This is a genomic window from Paenibacillus sp. FSL F4-0236 (genome assembly GCF_038000135.1).
Classification (GTDB): Bacteria; Bacillota; Bacilli; order Paenibacillales; family Paenibacillaceae; genus Paenibacillus_AQ.
Map to the genome: position 1 here is coordinate 6,757,505 of NZ_JBBOBK010000001.1, position 17,892 is coordinate 6,775,396.

General features: G+C 46.2%; 12 protein-coding genes and 2 rRNA genes. All 14 read left to right on the top strand.

The features are described from left to right. Positions 1-149 precede the first annotated feature (149 nt). The 14 genes from NSQ29_RS30015 to gltX all read left to right on the top strand — a co-directional run bounded on the left by NSQ29_RS30015 (position 150) and on the right by gltX (position 17,434). Positions 150-3,078 (top strand): 23S ribosomal RNA (locus NSQ29_RS30015). Positions 3,079-3,205: 127 nt separating this feature from the next. Further along, a 5S ribosomal RNA gene (gene rrf / locus NSQ29_RS30020) occupies positions 3,206-3,322 on the top strand. A 421-nt stretch (positions 3,323-3,743) separates the two neighbouring features. Then, positions 3,744-4,916 carry a GNAT family N-acetyltransferase gene (locus NSQ29_RS30025; protein ID WP_341126706.1) on the top strand — a complete coding sequence of 391 codons (1,173 nt, stop codon included), beginning with the start codon at positions 3,744-3,746 and terminating at the stop codon, positions 4,914-4,916. 387 nt (positions 4,917-5,303) lie between these two features. Next, positions 5,304-5,765: a CtsR family transcriptional regulator gene (locus NSQ29_RS30030; protein WP_042131251.1), complete on the top strand. Its 462-nt coding sequence runs from the start codon at positions 5,304-5,306 to the stop codon at positions 5,763-5,765. A gap of 30 nt (positions 5,766-5,795) precedes the next feature. Then, the gene (locus NSQ29_RS30035; RefSeq protein WP_042192214.1) at positions 5,796-6,320 is read left to right on the top strand and encodes a UvrB/UvrC motif-containing protein; all 525 of its coding nucleotides are present in this window, start codon (positions 5,796-5,798) and stop codon (positions 6,318-6,320) included. 28 nt (positions 6,321-6,348) lie between these two features. Next, positions 6,349-7,413, top strand: coding sequence for a protein arginine kinase (locus tag NSQ29_RS30040; RefSeq protein WP_042192210.1), 1,065 nt, complete (start codon positions 6,349-6,351; stop codon positions 7,411-7,413). 35 nt (positions 7,414-7,448) lie between these two features. Further along, positions 7,449-9,917 carry an ATP-dependent protease ATP-binding subunit ClpC gene (clpC, locus tag NSQ29_RS30045; RefSeq protein ID WP_042131248.1) on the top strand — a complete coding sequence of 823 codons (2,469 nt, stop codon included), beginning with the start codon at positions 7,449-7,451 and terminating at the stop codon, positions 9,915-9,917. A 192-nt stretch (positions 9,918-10,109) separates the two neighbouring features. Further along, positions 10,110-11,477 carry a DNA repair protein RadA gene (radA, locus tag NSQ29_RS30050; RefSeq protein WP_042131247.1) on the top strand — a complete coding sequence of 456 codons (1,368 nt, stop codon included), beginning with the start codon at positions 10,110-10,112 and terminating at the stop codon, positions 11,475-11,477. A 14-nt stretch (positions 11,478-11,491) separates the two neighbouring features. Then, positions 11,492-12,568 (top strand): DNA integrity scanning diadenylate cyclase DisA, encoded by a 1,077-nt coding sequence (gene disA / locus NSQ29_RS30055; protein ID WP_042131246.1) that lies wholly within the window; start codon positions 11,492-11,494, stop codon positions 12,566-12,568. 64 nt (positions 12,569-12,632) lie between these two features. Further along, positions 12,633-13,370 carry a CDP-diacylglycerol--serine O-phosphatidyltransferase gene (gene pssA / locus NSQ29_RS30060; protein WP_042192208.1) on the top strand — a complete coding sequence of 246 codons (738 nt, stop codon included), beginning with the start codon at positions 12,633-12,635 and terminating at the stop codon, positions 13,368-13,370. Between the two features lie 179 nt (positions 13,371-13,549). After that, positions 13,550-14,638 (top strand): PIN/TRAM domain-containing protein, encoded by a 1,089-nt coding sequence (locus NSQ29_RS30065; protein ID WP_042131244.1) that lies wholly within the window; start codon positions 13,550-13,552, stop codon positions 14,636-14,638. A 95-nt stretch (positions 14,639-14,733) separates the two neighbouring features. Beyond that, positions 14,734-15,432, top strand: coding sequence for a 2-C-methyl-D-erythritol 4-phosphate cytidylyltransferase (gene ispD / locus NSQ29_RS30070; protein ID WP_042192206.1), 699 nt, complete (start codon positions 14,734-14,736; stop codon positions 15,430-15,432). After that, positions 15,429-15,917 carry a 2-C-methyl-D-erythritol 2,4-cyclodiphosphate synthase gene (gene ispF / locus NSQ29_RS30075; RefSeq protein ID WP_042192203.1) on the top strand — a complete coding sequence of 163 codons (489 nt, stop codon included), beginning with the start codon at positions 15,429-15,431 and terminating at the stop codon, positions 15,915-15,917. The genes ispD and ispF overlap by 4 nt, the downstream gene beginning before the upstream one ends. 53 nt (positions 15,918-15,970) lie before the next feature. Next, positions 15,971-17,434, top strand: coding sequence for a glutamate--tRNA ligase (gene gltX / locus NSQ29_RS30080; protein ID WP_339267428.1), 1,464 nt, complete (start codon positions 15,971-15,973; stop codon positions 17,432-17,434). Positions 17,435-17,892 lie beyond the last annotated feature (458 nt).

Consider the following 17,892-nt stretch of genomic DNA (forward strand, 5'->3'; position numbering starts at 1 on the left):
AAACTTCATCTTTTTGTTATGTCTAGAATATTTTTAAACTTGATCCTTGAAAACTGGATACCGAAACGAATTTGCGTTTTAGAACATCTTTTAGCAACTTGTGCAAACAAGTAAATGTTATTAGTGAGATTTTTCTTAGGAAAAATCGAGGTTAAGCTAATAAGAGCACACGGAGGATGCCTAGGCGCCAGGAGCCGACGAAGGACGTGGCGAACAACGAAACTGCCTCGGGGAGCTGTAAGCAAGCTTTGATCCGGGGGTGTCCGAATGGGGAAACCCAGCTGTGGTAATTCGCAGTTACTCATCTCTGAACACATAGGAGATGTAGAGGCAGACCAGGGGAACTGAAACATCTAAGTACCCTGAGGAAGAGAAAACAATAGTGATTCCGTCAGTAGCGGCGAGCGAACGCGGAACAGCCTAAACCTAAGAGCTTGCTCTTAGGGGTTGTGGGACGTCTCACATGGAGTTACAAAGGAATATGGTAGGTGAAGAGGTCTGGAAAGGCCCGCGATAGAGGTAAAAGCCCTGTAGCCTAAACTGTGTTCTCTCCGAGACGGATCCCGAGTAGTGCGGGGCACGTGAAACCCCGTATGAATCCAGCAGGACCATCTGCTAAGGCTAAATACTACCTGGCGACCGATAGTGAAACAGTACCGTGAGGGAAAGGTGAAAAGCACCCCGGAAGGGGAGTGAAATAGAACCTGAAACCGTGTGCTTACAAAAAGTCAGAGCCCTATTAATGGGTGATGGCGTGCCTTTTGTAGAATGAACCGGCGAGTTACGTTTAACATGCAAGGTTAAGTCGAGAAGACGGAGCCGCAGCGAAAGCGAGTCTGAATAGGGCGATTTAGTATGTGGACGTAGACCCGAAACCGTGTGATCTACCCCTGTCCAGGGTGAAGGTGCGGTAACACGCACTGGAGGCCCGAACCCACGCATGTTGAAAAATGCGGGGATGAGGTGGGGGTAGCGGAGAAATTCCAATCGAACTCGGAGATAGCTGGTTCTCCCCGAAATAGCTTTAGGGCTAGCCTCGGTATAAGAGTAGTGGAGGTAGAGCACTGATTGGGTGCGGGGTCCGCAAGGATTACCAAGCTCAGTCAAACTCCGAATGCCATATACTTATTGCCGGGAGTCAGACAGTGAGTGCTAAGATCCATTGTCAAAAGGGAAACAGCCCAGACCATCAGCTAAGGTCCCCAAGTGTGTGTTAAGTGGGAAAGGATGTGGAGTTGCACAGACAACCAGGATGTTGGCTTAGAAGCAGCCACCATTGAAAGAGTGCGTAATAGCTCACTGGTCGAGTGACTCTGCGCCGAAAATGTAACGGGGCTAAACACACCACCGAAGCTATGGCTAGATACGTATGTATCTGGGGTAGGGGAGCGTTGTATGTGGGTTGAAGGTGTACCGTAAGGAGCGCTGGACAGCATACAAGTGAGAATGCCGGTATGAGTAACGAAAAGATCAGTGAGAATCTGATCCGCCGAAAGCCCAAGGTTTCCTGAGGAAGGCTCGTCCGCTCAGGGTAAGTCGGGACCTAAGGCGAGGCCGAAAGGCGTAGTCGAAGGACAACAGTTTGAAATTACTGTACCACCGTAATCCGCTATGAGCGATGGGGTGACGCAGGAGGGTAGTGACGCGGACTGATGGATATGTCCGTCTAAGCAGTGAGGCTGATGTGTAGGCAAATCCGCACATCGTTAAGGCTGGGCTGTGATGGGGAGCGAAAATTACAGTAGCGAAGGTCATGATCTCACACTGCCAAGAAAAGCCTCTAGCCAGGAGAAGGTGCCCGTACCGCAAACCGACACAGGTAGGCGAGAAGAGAATTCTAAGGCGCGCGGAAGAACTCTCGTTAAGGAACTCGGCAAAATGACCCCGTAACTTCGGGAGAAGGGGTGCCCCGGTAGTGTGAATAGCACGAGGGGGCCGCAGTGAAAAGGCCCAAGCGACTGTTTAGCAAAAACACAGGTCTGTGCGAAGCCGCAAGGCGAAGTATACGGGCTGACGCCTGCCCGGTGCTGGAAGGTTAAGGGGAGTGGTTAGGGGTAACCCGAAGCTATGAACCGAAGCCCCAGTAAACGGCGGCCGTAACTATAACGGTCCTAAGGTAGCGAAATTCCTTGTCAGGTAAATTCTGACCCGCACGAATGGCGTAACGACTTGGGCGCTGTCTCAACGAGAGATCCGGTGAAATTTTAATACCTGTGAAGATGCAGGTTACCCGCGACAAGACGGAAAGACCCCATGGAGCTTTACTGCAGCTTGATATTGAATTTGGGTACGATCTGTACAGGATAGGTGGGAGCCGTAGAAATCGGAGCGCAAGCTTCGGTGGAGGCGCCGTTGGGATACCACCCTGATCGTATCTAGGTTCTAACCTAGTACCCTTACCGGGTACGGGGACCGTGTCAGGCGGGCAGTTTGACTGGGGCGGTCGCCTCCTAAAGAGTAACGGAGGCGTTCCAAGGTTCCCTCAGAATGGTTGGAAATCATTCGAAGAGTGCAAAGGCATAAGGGAGCTTGACTGCGAGACCTACAAGTCGAGCAGGGACGAAAGTCGGACTTAGTGATCCGGTGGTACCGCATGGAAGGGCCATCGCTCAACGGATAAAAGCTACCCTGGGGATAACAGGCTTATCTCCCCCAAGAGTCCACATCGACGGGGAGGTTTGGCACCTCGATGTCGGCTCATCGCATCCTGGGGCTGAAGTAGGTCCCAAGGGTTGGGCTGTTCGCCCATTAAAGCGGTACGCGAGCTGGGTTCAGAACGTCGTGAGACAGTTCGGTCCCTATCTGTCGTGGGCGCAGGAAATTTGAGAGGAGCTGTCCTTAGTACGAGAGGACCGGGATGGACGTACCGCTGGTGCACCAGTTGTTCCGCCAGGAGCATGGCTGGGTAGCTACGTACGGACGGGATAAGCGCTGAAAGCATCTAAGCGTGAAGCCCCCCTCAAGATGAGATTTCCCAATTAGTAAGACCCCTTGAAGACGACGAGGTAGATAGGTTGGAGGTGGAAGTGCAGTAATGCATGGAGCTGACCAATACTAATCGGTCGAGGGCTTATCCTATACTTAGAACGCAAATTCAATTCGGATTCAGTTTTCAGGCATCAAGCCTGTACACGCTTAGAAATTCATTCTCACTTCTGGTGATGAACGAAATTTCACGCGGCAGCGTCTGTTTCACAGACGCATGTTTGGTGGCGATAGCGGAGGGGTTCCACGCGTACCCATCCCGAACACGACCGTTAAGCCCTCCAGCGCCGATGGTACTTGGACCGAAGGGTCCTGGGAGAGTAGGACGTTGCCAAGCACAATTAGACCACTGTTGAGTAATCGACAGTGGCTTTTTTGCGTTTATTATAGGCTGTGGAAAACTTGTGGATAAACTTTTGGATTTGCAGAAAAAGTTACGCACATGTGGATAGATGATTGAAAGAGAAATAACCCCTAAATAGTGTGGATTAAATACATATTTATATGGATCTGTCAACAGAAAACCTAAGTAGTACACGGGTTGCTGTGGATATAGCCGGGATTATGTGGATAGAGTTATTGATAAGTGGATAACTATTTTAACTTGGATGTGACAAGATTTCAAGACTATTTTTAAAACTGTATAGAGCTGTGGATAACTAAAAATAAAGTTATAAATAATGCAATAGATTAGCGCACAATTGACGCTCTTGTTATACTTATCCTAAAAGTAATTTTATAAAGGATGAGGTGAGTTTGTGGTAATAAGACAGTTACGTTCGGAAGAATTCGATGCAAGCATGAACTTGTCAGAATATGCTTTTCAGTACAAGCTTCCTAGTGAAAAAAGAGCAAGTGCTAAGGAAAGATTCAAGCCTGAACAGGTATGGGGTGCTTTTGAGGACGGAACATTGGAAGCTAAATTGACAATTATTCCTTTCCAAGTCTACATACAGGGCAGAGTGGTACCTATGGGTGGTATAGCAGGAGTAGCTACATGGCCAGAGAACCGCAGACAAGGACATGTGGCAAATCTTTTGTCTCATGCACTGCATACGATGAATGAGGCGGGGCAAACGCTCTCTTTTCTACACCCATTCTTGATTCCGTTCTATCGTAAATTTGGCTGGGAAGTTTATTGTGAATATAAGAAATACTCTATTCCAGTAGCGAAATTTCCTAAAAAGGTTGAAGTTGAGGGCAAGGTTAAACGGGACATAAAGGATATCGAAGTATTGGATAGCCTATATACTCGATTCGCTGTCAGTTATAACGGGACACTTAAGCGCGATTTGGATTGGTGGGAGAACTCTGTTCTAGATGATGAAGGAAAGAGTGCGGTATTTTACTCCAAGAGTGGTGAACCAGAGGGATATGTGCTGTATAAGGTAGAGAACAGAGAACTGGTCATTGATGAATTTGTTTTTTTGAATGAACAAGCCCGGCAGGGGCTGTGGACATTTCTTGCGAACCATGATTCGATGGTGACCGGTGCATCCTTAAAGCTAGTGCCTTCGGATGACATGTTACCTTTCTTGCTGCCAGATCCACGTATAGGACAAGAGAATTATCCTTATTTTATGGGGCGGATTGTTAATGCCAAGTCATTCATTGAAACTTACACCTTCAGAGGAAACAGTAGTCAAAAGAAGCAGCTTATATATATCGAAGATAAGTATGCACCTTGGAATGATGGGTTATGGGCATGGAATATCTCTAATGAGGGCTCGGCTACTTTGATACGAGTGGAAGGGGAACGGGCGGAAGCAGACTTGAGCTGTGATATAGGCACTTTGACGGCCTTGATGCTTGGGTACAAACGACCAACAGAGATGGCTCGTTATGGAAGTGTCTCTGGCCACGCAGCAGCACTGGAATGGTTTGAAGAAATTATTCCACAAGCACAGACAGCTTTATTTGATCATTTTTAAAAATATAAGAAAGTATAAGTTTCACGCTATACATTATCCTTATATTTCTCGCATAAACGCTTATCGTCCTAATAAGGATACCGAAGGCGTTTAAACTTGACAAAAATCAGGCTCTCCCCTTCGAAAGAAGTTGGGAGAGTTCTTTATTTCCGAATACATTCGCTGAAAAAAGTGAAAAATAAGAGAATCCACTTGGAATTAGCACAGAATATGTTATAATATTAAAAAGTCAAAGAAAGTCAAAGTCAACGAAACATAATGACAGCAATCCGATCCTCTGAACACGTGGGATTATCCACAAATGTTTAAGTTCAATTAAAGACCATTGTCATTATGAATGCAAGTTGCAATCGGTATTATAAAGATTTAAGCACTGGAGGATGAGTGATGCGCAATATCTCTGATATTATCGAACAATATCTGAAGAATATTTTGCATGAAAGTCCCGAAGGTACGGTGGAAATCCAGCGAAATGACCTGGCGGACCAGTTCTCATGCGTACCGTCACAGATCAACTATGTCATCAGTACACGCTTTACTCTGGAAAAAGGTTATGTGGTGGAAAGTAAGCGTGGTGGTGGGGGATATATTCGTATTCAACGTTTTGAATTACCGCCTAACGTGGCACTGCATGCCCATTTAAACCATACTATAGGTGGCGGGATTGATCAGAACGCTGCTGAAGGGCTGATTTATCAGCTGGAGGAAGCTGGTTTTCTAAGTAAGCGTGAAGCGTGCCTTATGCGCGCTGCTGTTTCTCGGGAATGCCTAACGGTTAAGATTCCATACCGGGATGAGATTCGTGCCAAGATTATGAAGGCGATGTTAATCTCTTTGTTAGGCAAATAATTGTCAACCATAAGGGAGGGGCTTTCGCTTATGCAATGCCAGGAATGTGGCGTCAAGCCGGCAACACTCCACTTCACTAAGATCGTGAATGGAGAGAAGACGGAGTTTCATATCTGCGAGAGCTGTGCACGGGAGAAGGGTGAACTCATTCCCGGAACGGCTGGAGGATTCTCTATCCACAGTCTGCTCTCAGGTCTGCTTGATCTTGAAGGTGCCGGCAAGGAGAAGTCGGCTGCAACGAAGACTACGCAGAGTCTGCAATGTGAGAATTGTGGGATGACGTACTCCCAGTTTAGCAAATTAGGCCGTTTTGGCTGTAGCTCCTGTTATGAATATTTTAACAGTGCACTGGACCCGCTTTTTAAGCGAGTGCATGGCAGTACTTCACATGTAGGTAAGATTCCGAAACGTGCAGGAGCTCAGATTGTGTTTAGACGCCAAATTGATGAACTCAAGCAGGAATTACAGCAAAGTATTACACAAGAAGAATTCGAGAAAGCAGCGGAGCTGCGAGATCAGATTCGTAAACTTGAAAAAGAAATAGCACAAGAGTAAAGTCTTTGATATATAGGGGGGATATGACATGTCAAGTCTCCGATTTACTGAACAAGCGCTTAGTGATTGGATGCGTTCTGGAGGTAGTCATTCTGAGATTGTAATTAGCAGTCGTATGCGTATTGCCCGTAATCTAGAGCATCTTCCGTTCCCAATGCTGGCTTCCTTAGAGCAATCGGAAGAAGTATTAGAGCTACTGGCTCCTGTGTTTCATGAGGAAGCAGCTGCAGATTTCGGATCTTTTCAACTCCTAAAGCTTGATGAAGTGAATGAACTGGACAAAAAGGTACTGGTTGAGAAGCATCTAATCAGTCCTAACTTGGCTAATGATTCGCGCAGTGCGGCTGTCTTATTGAATGAAGATGAGTCGGTCAGCATCATGATTAACGAAGAGGACCATCTGCGAATCCAATGTCTGTTTCCTGGTCTTCAGGTTAGAGAAGCATGGGATCGTGCGACGGCGATCGATGATATATTCGAGGCAGCTGTCAATTACGCTTTTGATGATAAAAGAGGATATTTGACTAGTTGTCCCACCAATGTTGGTACGGGGCTTCGTGCCTCGGTAATGCTGCATCTACCAGCGCTTGTAATGACTCATCAGATCAATCGCATCTTGTCTGCAGTGAACCAAGTGGGATTGACTGTAAGAGGAATTTACGGTGAGGGTAGCGAAGCAGTAGGGAACATCTTTCAAATTTCTAATCAGATCACTCTCGGTCAAACGGAAAGTGAAATTATAGAGAACCTTCACAGTGTAGTTACCCAGATTATTGAGCATGAGCGAAATGCACGTGAACGGTTGCTTGTTGATTCCGCCCTGAGAATAACAGACCGAGTGAAGCGTTCTTACGGAATTTTATGTTATGCAGCTCTTATGGAGCTTAAAGAATCTGCTCAACGCCTATCTGATGTGAGACTTGGGGTTGACCTTGGCATTCTGGAAGGTCTTTCGATTTCAGTGCTTAATGAACTTAACGTTAAGACACAGCCAGGATTTCTGCAAAAGATGTTCGGCGATGAGCTGAACGCTACTGAACGAGATATGTATCGGGCAAAACTGCTCCGAGAAACACTGGGAACACAACATTAATATAGATATTTATTATTCATGGAGGTGCAGGAGATATGATGTTTGGAAGATTTACGGAACGCGCACAAAAAGTGCTAGCGCTGGCGCAGGAAGAAGCTGTTCGTTTAGGACACAACAATATTGGTACAGAACATATTTTGCTCGGACTTATTCGTGAAGGAGACGGCATTGCTGCTAAGGCATTAATAGCTTTAGGGCTAGGTCTTGAAAAAATCCAGGACGAAGTGGAGACACTGATTGGCAGAGGTCAAGAACAGCCTACGAACATTGCTTATACTCCTCGCGCTAAAAAAGTGATTGAGCTGTCGATGGACGAAGCCCGCAAATTGGGTCATACGTATGTTGGCACTGAGCATATTTTGCTTGGACTTATCCGTGAAGGGGAAGGTGTCGCGGCTCGTGTGCTTAATAACCTCGGCATCAGCTTGAACAAAGCTCGTCAACAAGTTCTTCAGCTCCTGGGAAGCAGCGAGGCTGCCTCTAGTCATAGCGGGACTCCGGCTAACGTCAGCACACCGACCCTGGATGGTCTTGCGCGCGATTTGACCGCTTATGCTAAGGAAGGTAATCTAGACCCAGTTATCGGCCGTAGTAAGGAAATTGAACGTGTTATTCAGGTACTGAGTCGCCGGACTAAGAATAACCCGGTACTGATCGGTGAACCTGGTGTTGGTAAAACAGCTATCGCTGAAGGACTTGCACAAAAGATTATCAATAATGAAATCCCAGAAACACTTCGCGACAAACGCGTCATGACGCTCGACATGGGCTCAGTAGTGGCTGGAACAAAATATCGCGGTGAGTTTGAAGACCGCCTCAAGAAAATTATGGATGAGATTCGCCAAGCAGGTAATATCGTGCTCTTTATCGATGAGCTTCATACACTGATCGGTGCTGGTGGCGCGGAAGGTGCGATTGACGCATCTAACATTCTGAAGCCGGCTTTAGCCCGTGGAGAACTTCAGTGCATTGGTGCGACTACGCTTGACGAATATCGTAAATATATTGAAAAAGATGCTGCGTTGGAGCGTCGTTTCCAACCGATTACGGTGGATCAGCCATCTCCAGAAGAAGCGGTCCAAATTCTGTTCGGACTTCGCGATCGTTATGAAGCGCATCACCGTGTGAAGATTACGGATGAAGCTATAGTGGAAGCAGTGAAGTTGTCCGATCGTTACATCCCGGATCGTTTCCTGCCAGATAAAGCGATTGACCTTATCGATGAAGCAGGATCTAAAGTAAGGCTTCACTCTTACACCATCCCGCCAAATCTGAAGGAACTTGAAATGCGCTTGGATGATATCCGTAAGGAGAAGGATTCCGCAGTGCAGAGTCAAGAGTTTGAAAAAGCGGCGGCTTTGCGTGATACAGAGCAAAAAATCCGTGAAGAGCTTGATACGACTAAGAATCAATGGAAAGAAAAACAGGGTCGCACGGATTCAGAGGTTACACCTGAAGACATCGCACAGGTTGTAGCTAGCTGGACGGGTATACCTGTAAGCAAGCTGAAGGAAGAGGAGACCGACCGTCTACTTAACATGGAGGCTTTACTGCATGAACGAGTGATCGGTCAGGACGAAGCTGTTAAGGCAGTTAGCCGGGCACTACGCCGTGCGCGTGCGGGTCTTAAAGATCCGAAACGTCCAATGGGTTCCTTTATCTTCCTCGGTCCTACTGGTGTAGGTAAAACTGAGTTGGCTCGTGCATTGGCTGAAGCCATGTTCGGCGATGAGAATGCGGTCATTCGTATTGATATGTCGGAATACATGGAGAAGCACTCCACGTCCCGCTTAGTCGGAGCCCCTCCTGGATATGTTGGCTATGAAGAAGGTGGCCAATTAACCGAGAAGGTACGCCGTAAACCTTATTCTGTAGTGCTGCTTGATGAAATTGAAAAAGCGCACCCAGAAGTATTCAACATTCTGCTGCAAGTTCTTGAAGATGGTCGTTTAACTGACTCTAAAGGACGGGTAGTCGATTTCCGTAATACATTAATTATTCTGACTTCTAACGTAGGCGCACAAGCGATCAAGAAGAATTCGACACTTGGATTCACAGCTGTGCAAGATGCTGGAGCAGAATACGGTAATATGAAGGGCAAGGTTATGGAAGAGCTTAAGAAGAGCTTCCGTCCTGAGTTCTTGAACCGGATTGACGAAATCATCGTCTTCCATTCCCTCGATGAGAAGCATATTGCTGAAATCGTTACATTGATGTCTGATGAGCTGCGCAAGCGGCTGCGTGAATATGATGTTGATTTCGTACTCACGGATGCGGCGAAGGCTTTCCTGGCTAAGGAAGGTTACGACCCAGCCTTTGGTGCACGTCCATTACGTCGTGCGATTCAGAAGCATATTGAAGACCGTCTCTCCGAGGAATTGTTGAGAGGAAATATCCAAAAGGGTGATTCGCTCAACATTGATGAAGTTGGCGGAGAACTTGTAGTGAATAAAGTGGATGCTCCTGTAGCGCCATTGCTTGAAAAAGAAGTAGAATCCGAATAAAAAAACGGAATAAAAAAAGCTTCCGCTCCTCAGTTTATAGAGGGGCGGAAGCTTTTTTAATATAAATTTATCACTTAAAAATATACATTTAGTACAAATTCCGAATGACCTTTCGTTAAAGGGGCAGAAATGGTAAACTTTCATTAGAAGAAAATATCCGCAATTTAAAAGTTCGGACCGTAAGGAGAACAAATGGCTAAACCAAAAACTAAATTTTTTTGCACCGATTGTGGATACGAATCGCCAAAATGGTTCGGAAAATGTCCCGGGTGCCAAGCTTGGAACTCCATGGTGGAGGAAACGGAAAGCGTAGTCAAAACACAGGGAATGAATGCCCCTATTTTTCATAGTAAAGAAAAGGCACAATCGATCATAAGTATAGAAAGTGACAAGGAACCGCGCATACTGACAGGTATAGGTGAGCTTAACCGTGTTCTCGGTGGGGGGATCGTACCAGGATCGCTGGTACTAGTAGGGGGAGACCCAGGAATCGGTAAATCTACGCTCTTATTACAGACGTCGCATGCTCTGACAACTCAGGGATTGCGAGTGCTGTACATTTCGGGCGAAGAATCGGTAAGGCAAACTAAACTACGTGCGGATCGCCTCGGTGCGTTGTCAGCTGAGCTATATGTACTATGTGAGACGAATATGGAAAGCATAGAAGAAGCGATTGAACAAATTCAGCCGCAATTTCTTGTTATCGATTCGATTCAGACTGTATTTATGCCAGAAGTAACCAGTGCGCCAGGCAGTGTGACCCAGGTTCGGGAATGTACGACAAGATTTATGCGTATCGCTAAGATTCGGGGAATTGCTACAGTTCTCGTTGGGCATGTCACCAAGGAAGGCGCTATTGCAGGCCCACGGATGCTTGAACATATGGTGGATTGTGTGCTGTATTTTGAGGGAGAGCGGCATCATACGTATAGACTCCTGCGGGCTGTAAAGAACCGCTTCGGTTCAACGAATGAAATCGGCATTTTCGAAATGGGTGAAGTGGGTCTAACAGAAGTAGAAAATCCATCGGAGCTCTTCTTATCGGAGCGTCCACTCGGCGTAGCCGGATCTACAGTCGTGGCTAGTATGGAAGGGACTAGACCGGTGCTTGTTGAGCTTCAGGCTCTTATCGCTGCCACTCATTTCCCCTCCCCACGCCGGGTGTGCACAGGTATGGATCACCAGCGGATGGCACTCATTATCGCTGTACTTGAGAAGCGGATGGGCATGTTCCTGCAAAATCAGGATGCATACCTTAATGTTGCTGGAGGCGTGAAGCTGGATGAACCGGCGATTGATTTAGCAGTAGCTGTTAGTATCGCTTCCAGCTTTCGTGATATTTCAACAAAACCTTACGATGTTTTCTTCGGTGAAGTAGGACTTACAGGTGAAGTAAGAGGTGTTTCACGCGCGGAAATGCGTGTGAAGGAGGCCGCGAAGCTAGGCTTCCGGCGGGTGATCATGCCGGAGAAAAGTTTGAAGGGCTGGAAGCACCCGCAAGATATCCAGATTATTGGCGTCAGTACCGTAGCAGATGCACTATCGGTCGCGTTAGATTAGGGGGCACAGGGATTATGAAAGAATATAACCAATTAGAGAATATGAATGATCTGCTCAGACTGGCGGCACCGGGGACACCCTTTCGGGAAGGTCTTGAGAATGTGCTGCGCGCTAAGACGGGAGCACTAATCGTCGTTGGGTATAGTCCTGAGGTGATGGAGGTAGTGGATGGAGGATTCTCCATTAACTGCGATTTTTCGCCCAATTATTTATATGAGCTCGCCAAAATGGACGGTGCCATTATTCTTAGTGAGGATTTGAAACGAATTTTGTATGCAAATACACAGCTAATTCCGGATTCGTCCATCTCTTCAATCGAGACAGGCATTCGTCACCGGACCGCCGAGCGCGTAGCGAAGCAAACAGGTAAACTGGTTGTTTCTATTTCACAGCGCCGCAATATTATTACCCTGTATCAAGGTTCCATTCGGTATGCGTTAAAAGAAATCGGAGCTATTTTGGCTAAAGCTAATCAAGCGATTCAGACCCTCGAAAAGTACAAAGCGGTTCTTACACAAGGACTGACGAATTTGTCTGCTTCGGAGTATGAGGGAATCGTCACCGTAGCTGAAGTAGTCGGAGTGATTCAGCGGGTAGAGATGGTTCTACGCATAAAAATGGAGATCAAACGATATATAAATGAACTAGGCAATGAAGGACGCTTAATCAGCATGCAGATGGAAGAACTGGTTGGAAATACAGAGGAAGAAGCATGGCTCCTATACAGAGACTATGCTAAGGAAGAGCAAGAAGATAAAATTCGTGAAATTATTGCCGGTCTCAAACGTATTAGTGATGATGACCTAATGGATGACAACCATATTGCTCGATTGCTGGGCTACTCTTCTACGGCAATCTCTTCCGAAGAGGTGGTTACTCCGCGTGGATATCGTCTGCTCAACAAGATTCCGCGGCTTCCAAATGTGATCATTCATAATCTGGTGGAGCGGTTTGAAATGCTGCCTAATTTGATGTCTGCAAGCATAGCTGAACTGGATGAAGTGGACGGAATTGGGGAGGTGCGGGCTCGTAATATTCAGGATGGGCTCAAACGTTTACAGAAGCAAGTTCTTATTGACAGGCAAATGTAAATAACATACAATCACGTAATATTGGAGCTGTTTAAGGCCAATGTGAGAAAATTGAGGTGAAGAAATGATACAAAAATCAATTCCGAGTCTTTTTACCATAGGTAACTTGATGCTCGGAATGTTTGGTATCATGATGGCGTTTGACGGTAAAGTTAGCATGGCCGCTATCATGGTTATTATTGCTATGCTGTTAGACGGATTGGATGGCCGAGTTGCTCGTGCACTTAAATGTGAGAGTGAATTTGGTAAGGAACTGGACTCTTTGTCTGATGTCGTTTCTTTTGGAGTAGCACCGGCTGTTATTATGTACGTCTCAAGCCTGCATGATTTAAATTCTGCATTAGCCTGGACAGTAACTGCAATTTTCCCGGTGTTTGGTGCATTGCGCCTAGCTCGCTTTAATGTTCATCCAGGAGTTCCTGGTTATTTCATCGGATTGCCAATTCCTGCTGCTGGTGGTGTACTTGCCACATTAGCTCTTTTTAATAAAGATGTTTCTGCTCCATTTATGATCGTGGCTACATTGCTCTTATCATACTTGATGGTCAGCACTGTTAAATATCCTAATTTTAAGAAGGTTGGATTACCTAAAAAAGTGGTTGTCGGAGCGCCAGTAGTCATTGTTGTTGCCGTGGCTGTTGCTGTTGTGTTTCCTGAACAAATTGCTAAGCTAATCTTCGTCTTACTTGGGATTTACGCGTTATATGGTTTTAAACAAAACATCGATCGATTGACAGCCAGACGCCGTCACCGTCGTAGAAGACGTTCTGAAGATAAAGTGTATCACTCGAAGAACGGTTAAAGCAGTCTTGTAGTAAGGTTGAACTAATATAATTATAGCTAGAGGCTTTGTCGTCCTTAGGGGATGGCAAAGCCTTTTTGCAATTCCAGCGCTACCCCAAGTTTATCGTCTTGAAAATTGGAACATACTGGTGAGGTATAGATCATTCAAGGATGAATAAAAAGGAGGTGCGTTAGGTTATGTGGAAAAAAGTGATATTGTCTTTTGCTTTAATATGTGGTGCTTGGTCTGGTTTTTCGCTATACCATGCGCTTGAAAGAGGATTCCCCAAGGGGATGGAAAAGCTGAGTGAAAGTTTACCTGTAGAAGGAAGCATTTTATTTACGGTGCTGGGTGCCATTATTTTTTTGTTTGCGGGGTCTTTATGCGCGGAATGGGGAGGTTCAAAACTGCGGGAGGCGGTTCTGTACTGTTCGCGTATACCAATGAATGAATTGGCTGCAGGTGCAGCTGGGCTTACAGGAGGGCTTTTGCTATCTCTTCTGTTATATCCTGCTATGATTTGGCTTGGAAAAGCTGGGCAGTTGCTGCAGGTACCCGTTACGTTAGCTTTTGGATATATGGGGCTGCGGATCGGTCTGGAGAAAAAAGAGGAACTAGCTGCACTTTGGACAACTGGACGCTGGGGGCAAGCGGCTGAACCGGAAGGTCGTGGCCTGGAGGAGCATAAAATCCTCGATACGAGCGTTATTATTGATGGTCGGATCGCCGACATTTGCAAAACTGGATTTATTGAGGGAACGATTGTCATACCGGAATTCGTACTTGAGGAGCTCCAGCATATCGCAGATTCTTCCGATCTACTGAAACGTAATCGCGGACGGCGGGGACTTGATATTCTCAATAAAATCCAAAAAGAGCTCGATGTGAAGGTATTAATCTACGAGGGAGATTTTGAAGAAATCTCTGAAGTGGATAGTAAGCTGGTGAAGTTAGCGAAGGTACTGCGAGGTAAAGTAGTTACCAATGACTTTAACTTGAATAAGGTTTGCGAATTACAAGGAGTCTCAGTCCTGAATATTAATGATCTTGCGAATGCCGTGAAGCCCGTAGTGTTGCCTGGTGAGGAAATCGTAGTTCAGGTCATTAAGGATGGCAAAGAGCATGGACAAGGCGTAGCCTATTTAGACGATGGAACAATGATCGTTGTGGAAGGCGGACGGGAATATATCGGAACTACGATGGAGGTTCTCGTCACGAGTGTGCTTCAAACTTCAGCTGGACGGATGATATTTGCGAAGCCAAAGCTCTTGGAAAAAGCACAATAAGCGTAGATAAAGTACACGGCAAATGTCCTATGGGTTGGAAATGCCCGCCAAACACGTTATGATGGGAATATACGTGAAAGACAGGAGCCAGAGTAATGTCAAACAGTGTGGGCGTCGTCATTGTGGCGGCAGGCAGAGGAACGCGAATGGGGACTGTAGAGAGCAAGCAATATCTGTTACTGCAGGGGAAACCAATCATCGTTCATACGCTGGAAGTATTTCAGCAGCACGAATTGATTTCTGAAATCGTGCTCGTAACCGGTAAGGAAGATATTGAGCGCTGCCGGGAATGGATACAGCTCTATAAGCTGGACAAGGTTAAGGCTATAGTACCTGGTGGATCTGAGCGTCAGCATTCCGTACATAAAGGATTGTTGAAACTTACGACACAGTGGGTAATGGTACATGATGGTGTTCGTCCGTTTGTGCAGCCGAATGAAATTGAGGCATGTTATGAGCGAGCGAAGCAGATCGGTGCTTCAGTTCTTGCTGTACCAGTCAAAGATACGATCAAACAGGTAGATAACGAAGGCAAAGTACTGTCTACGCCGGATCGGCGAAGTCTGTGGGCGATTCAAACCCCGCAGACTTTTCGTCTTTCTGAATTGCTGGATGCCTATGCGGCCGCGGAGCGGGATGGATTTCTAGGTACTGATGATTCCAGCTTGGCAGAGCGTGCTGGTATTCCGGTTTCTGTGGTAGAGGGAAGCTACAGAAATATTAAGATTACGACGCCAGATGATTTGGATTTTGCAGAATTCACAGAAAGAAACAGGGGAGAGGGACAATCATGATCGCTGTAGGACAAGGGTTTGATGTACATCAACTGGTTGAGGGAAGGCCTTGTATTATTGGAGGCGTTACGATTCCTTATGAAAAAGGATTAGTAGGACATTCCGATGCCGATGTGCTGCTGCACGCAGTAAGTGACGCGATTCTAGGCGCACTAGGACTTGGTGATATTGGCAGACATTTTCCGGACACAGATCCAGCGTTTAAGGACGCGGATAGCTTGAAATTATTAGAACAAGTGTGGGCACTTGCTAGCGAGCGAGGTTATAAGCTTGGAAATATCGATTCAACGATTATTGCCCAAAAACCAAAGATGGCGCCATACATTCCACAAATGACGGAGATTATCGCTCGTGCGCTTCACGCGGACCCGTCCAAGGTGAACGTTAAAGCTACGACTACTGAACAGCTTGGTTTTGCCGGTCGTGGTGAAGGAATTGCCGCACAATCTATTGTCTGTCTACTCCAAGATGTGATATCATCTTGAGATGGTCTAAGTAGCAAATCTAAGTTTTAACCATATGAAGCGGAGGGAATATAATGACGGATCAAGTCCGGGTGCGTTACGCACCGAGCCCTACGGGACATTTACATATAGGTAACGCCAGAACGGCGCTGTTTAACTATCTGTTCGCCCGTAATAAAGGCGGTAAATTCATTATCAGAATTGAAGATACAGACGTGAAGCGCAATGTCGCAGGCGGCGAAGAGAGCCAGCTTAAGTATTTGAAATGGCTAGGCATGGATTGGGATGAGAGTGTTGATGTTGGCGGAGAGTACGGACCTTACCGCCAGACTGAACGTCTTGACCTATATCGTGTATATTGGCAGGATTTGCTGGATAAAGGTTTGGCTTACCGCTGTTACTGCACAGAGGAAGAACTGGAAGCAGAACGTGAAGAACAGACTGCACGTGGAGAAACCCCTCGTTATTCCGGCAAACACCGTGATTTGACGGAAGAACAACGCCTTGCCTTTGAAGCTGAGGGACGAGTAGCTAGCATTCGCTTCCGTGTACCAGAAGATCGTACGTACACGTTCGATGATATCGTAAAAGGTACTATTTCTTTTGATACGAAAGAAATGGGTGATTTTGTTATCGTGAAGAAGGACGGAATTCCGACCTATAACTTTGCGGTAGCTGTTGATGATTATTTGATGGCTATCACCCATGTACTACGTGGGGAAGATCATATTTCCAACACACCACGTCAGCTAATGATCTATGAGGCTCTTGGTTGGAAACCCCCAATATTTGGTCATATGACACTGATTGTCGGTGACAACCATAAGAAGCTTAGCAAGCGGGATCAATCTGTAATTACATTTATTGAGCAATATGATGAATTGGGTTACTTGCCTGAGGCTTTGGTTAACTTCATTTCTCTACTGGGCTGGTCGCCAGAGGGAGAAGAGGAGATCTTCAGTAAAGAAGAACTTATTTCTATTTTTGATGCGGACCGTTTGTCCAAAAGTCCGGCTGTATTCGATAAGCACAAGCTGGCGCATCTAAATAATCACTATATTAAGCATGCTGATCCTAAACGGATCTCGGCATTAGCGATTCCACATCTGCAAAAAGCGGGGAAAATACCGGCTGAGCTGAATGATGAGCAGCAGGCATGGGCAGAAAGCCTTGTAGCACTGTATCAAGAGCAGATGAACTCTGCCTCCGATATCGTAGAGCTATCTGAACTATTCTTCCGCAGCCATCTGGAGTTAGAAACAGAAGCGGCGCAGGTTCTGGCGGAAAGCCAAGTGCCTGAAGTCTTGTCTGCTTTCCTAGCTAAGGTTGAAGCTTGTCAGGATTTCAGTGCTAGTAATATGGCTGTACTGATCAAGGAAGTGCAGAAAGAAACAGGGCACAAAGGCAAAGCGCTCTTTATGCCGATACGTGTGGCTTTGACCGGACAAACGCACGGACGTGATCTTAATATAACGATTGCTTTGCTCGGCCAAAACCGTGTCATCGAACGTTTGAAATCACAAATTAAAGGAGCTTAAGGTAGTATTACTTATCATTAAGCCTCTTGTCAGTCCCTTATCTTTTACGCTAAGATAGAAACATATGATAATAGCTGTGATCAGGAGAAGTACGTCCATAAAGGCAATTGCCAGAGAGAATAACCGAGAAAGGAATACCCTTTCGGGCTGGGAGTTATTCATTTGTCCGGGGCAGAACATGCGCCTGTGAGCTGCACGGTTGAACGATCCTAAAGGCTCGTTAGATCGCGCCGGGTACATCGCCGTTAATGATGCCAAGTGGAACGAAGGAACTCTGCCGATGGTAACAACAGCAGTCTGTTTGATTCGTTCAAGCAGAGTGGAACCGCGGTTAAACGTCTCTGCAGCTTTATGCTGCAGGGGCTTTTTTTTGTTTCAGGGTATCTTTTCTAATATAACAAACCAAGCAAACACCCACAGCATATGTATGATAAGAATGATGGATTGGAGACAATACC

Coding starts and splice junctions, on each gene's coding strand:
- gltX (WP_339267428.1), top strand. CDS start 15,971: ATGACGGATCAAGTCCGGGTGCGTTACGCACCGAGCCCTACGGGACAT.
- pssA (WP_042192208.1), top strand. CDS start 12,633: ATGATACAAAAATCAATTCCGAGTCTTTTTACCATAGGTAACTTGATG.
- ispD (WP_042192206.1), top strand. CDS start 14,734: ATGTCAAACAGTGTGGGCGTCGTCATTGTGGCGGCAGGCAGAGGAACG.
- ispF (WP_042192203.1), top strand. CDS start 15,429: ATGATCGCTGTAGGACAAGGGTTTGATGTACATCAACTGGTTGAGGGA.
- clpC (WP_042131248.1), top strand. CDS start 7,449: ATGATGTTTGGAAGATTTACGGAACGCGCACAAAAAGTGCTAGCGCTG.
- disA (WP_042131246.1), top strand. CDS start 11,492: ATGAAAGAATATAACCAATTAGAGAATATGAATGATCTGCTCAGACTG.
- NSQ29_RS30065 (WP_042131244.1), top strand. CDS start 13,550: ATGTGGAAAAAAGTGATATTGTCTTTTGCTTTAATATGTGGTGCTTGG.
- NSQ29_RS30030 (WP_042131251.1), top strand. CDS start 5,304: ATGCGCAATATCTCTGATATTATCGAACAATATCTGAAGAATATTTTG.
- NSQ29_RS30035 (WP_042192214.1), top strand. CDS start 5,796: ATGCAATGCCAGGAATGTGGCGTCAAGCCGGCAACACTCCACTTCACT.
- NSQ29_RS30040 (WP_042192210.1), top strand. CDS start 6,349: ATGTCAAGTCTCCGATTTACTGAACAAGCGCTTAGTGATTGGATGCGT.
- radA (WP_042131247.1), top strand. CDS start 10,110: ATGGCTAAACCAAAAACTAAATTTTTTTGCACCGATTGTGGATACGAA.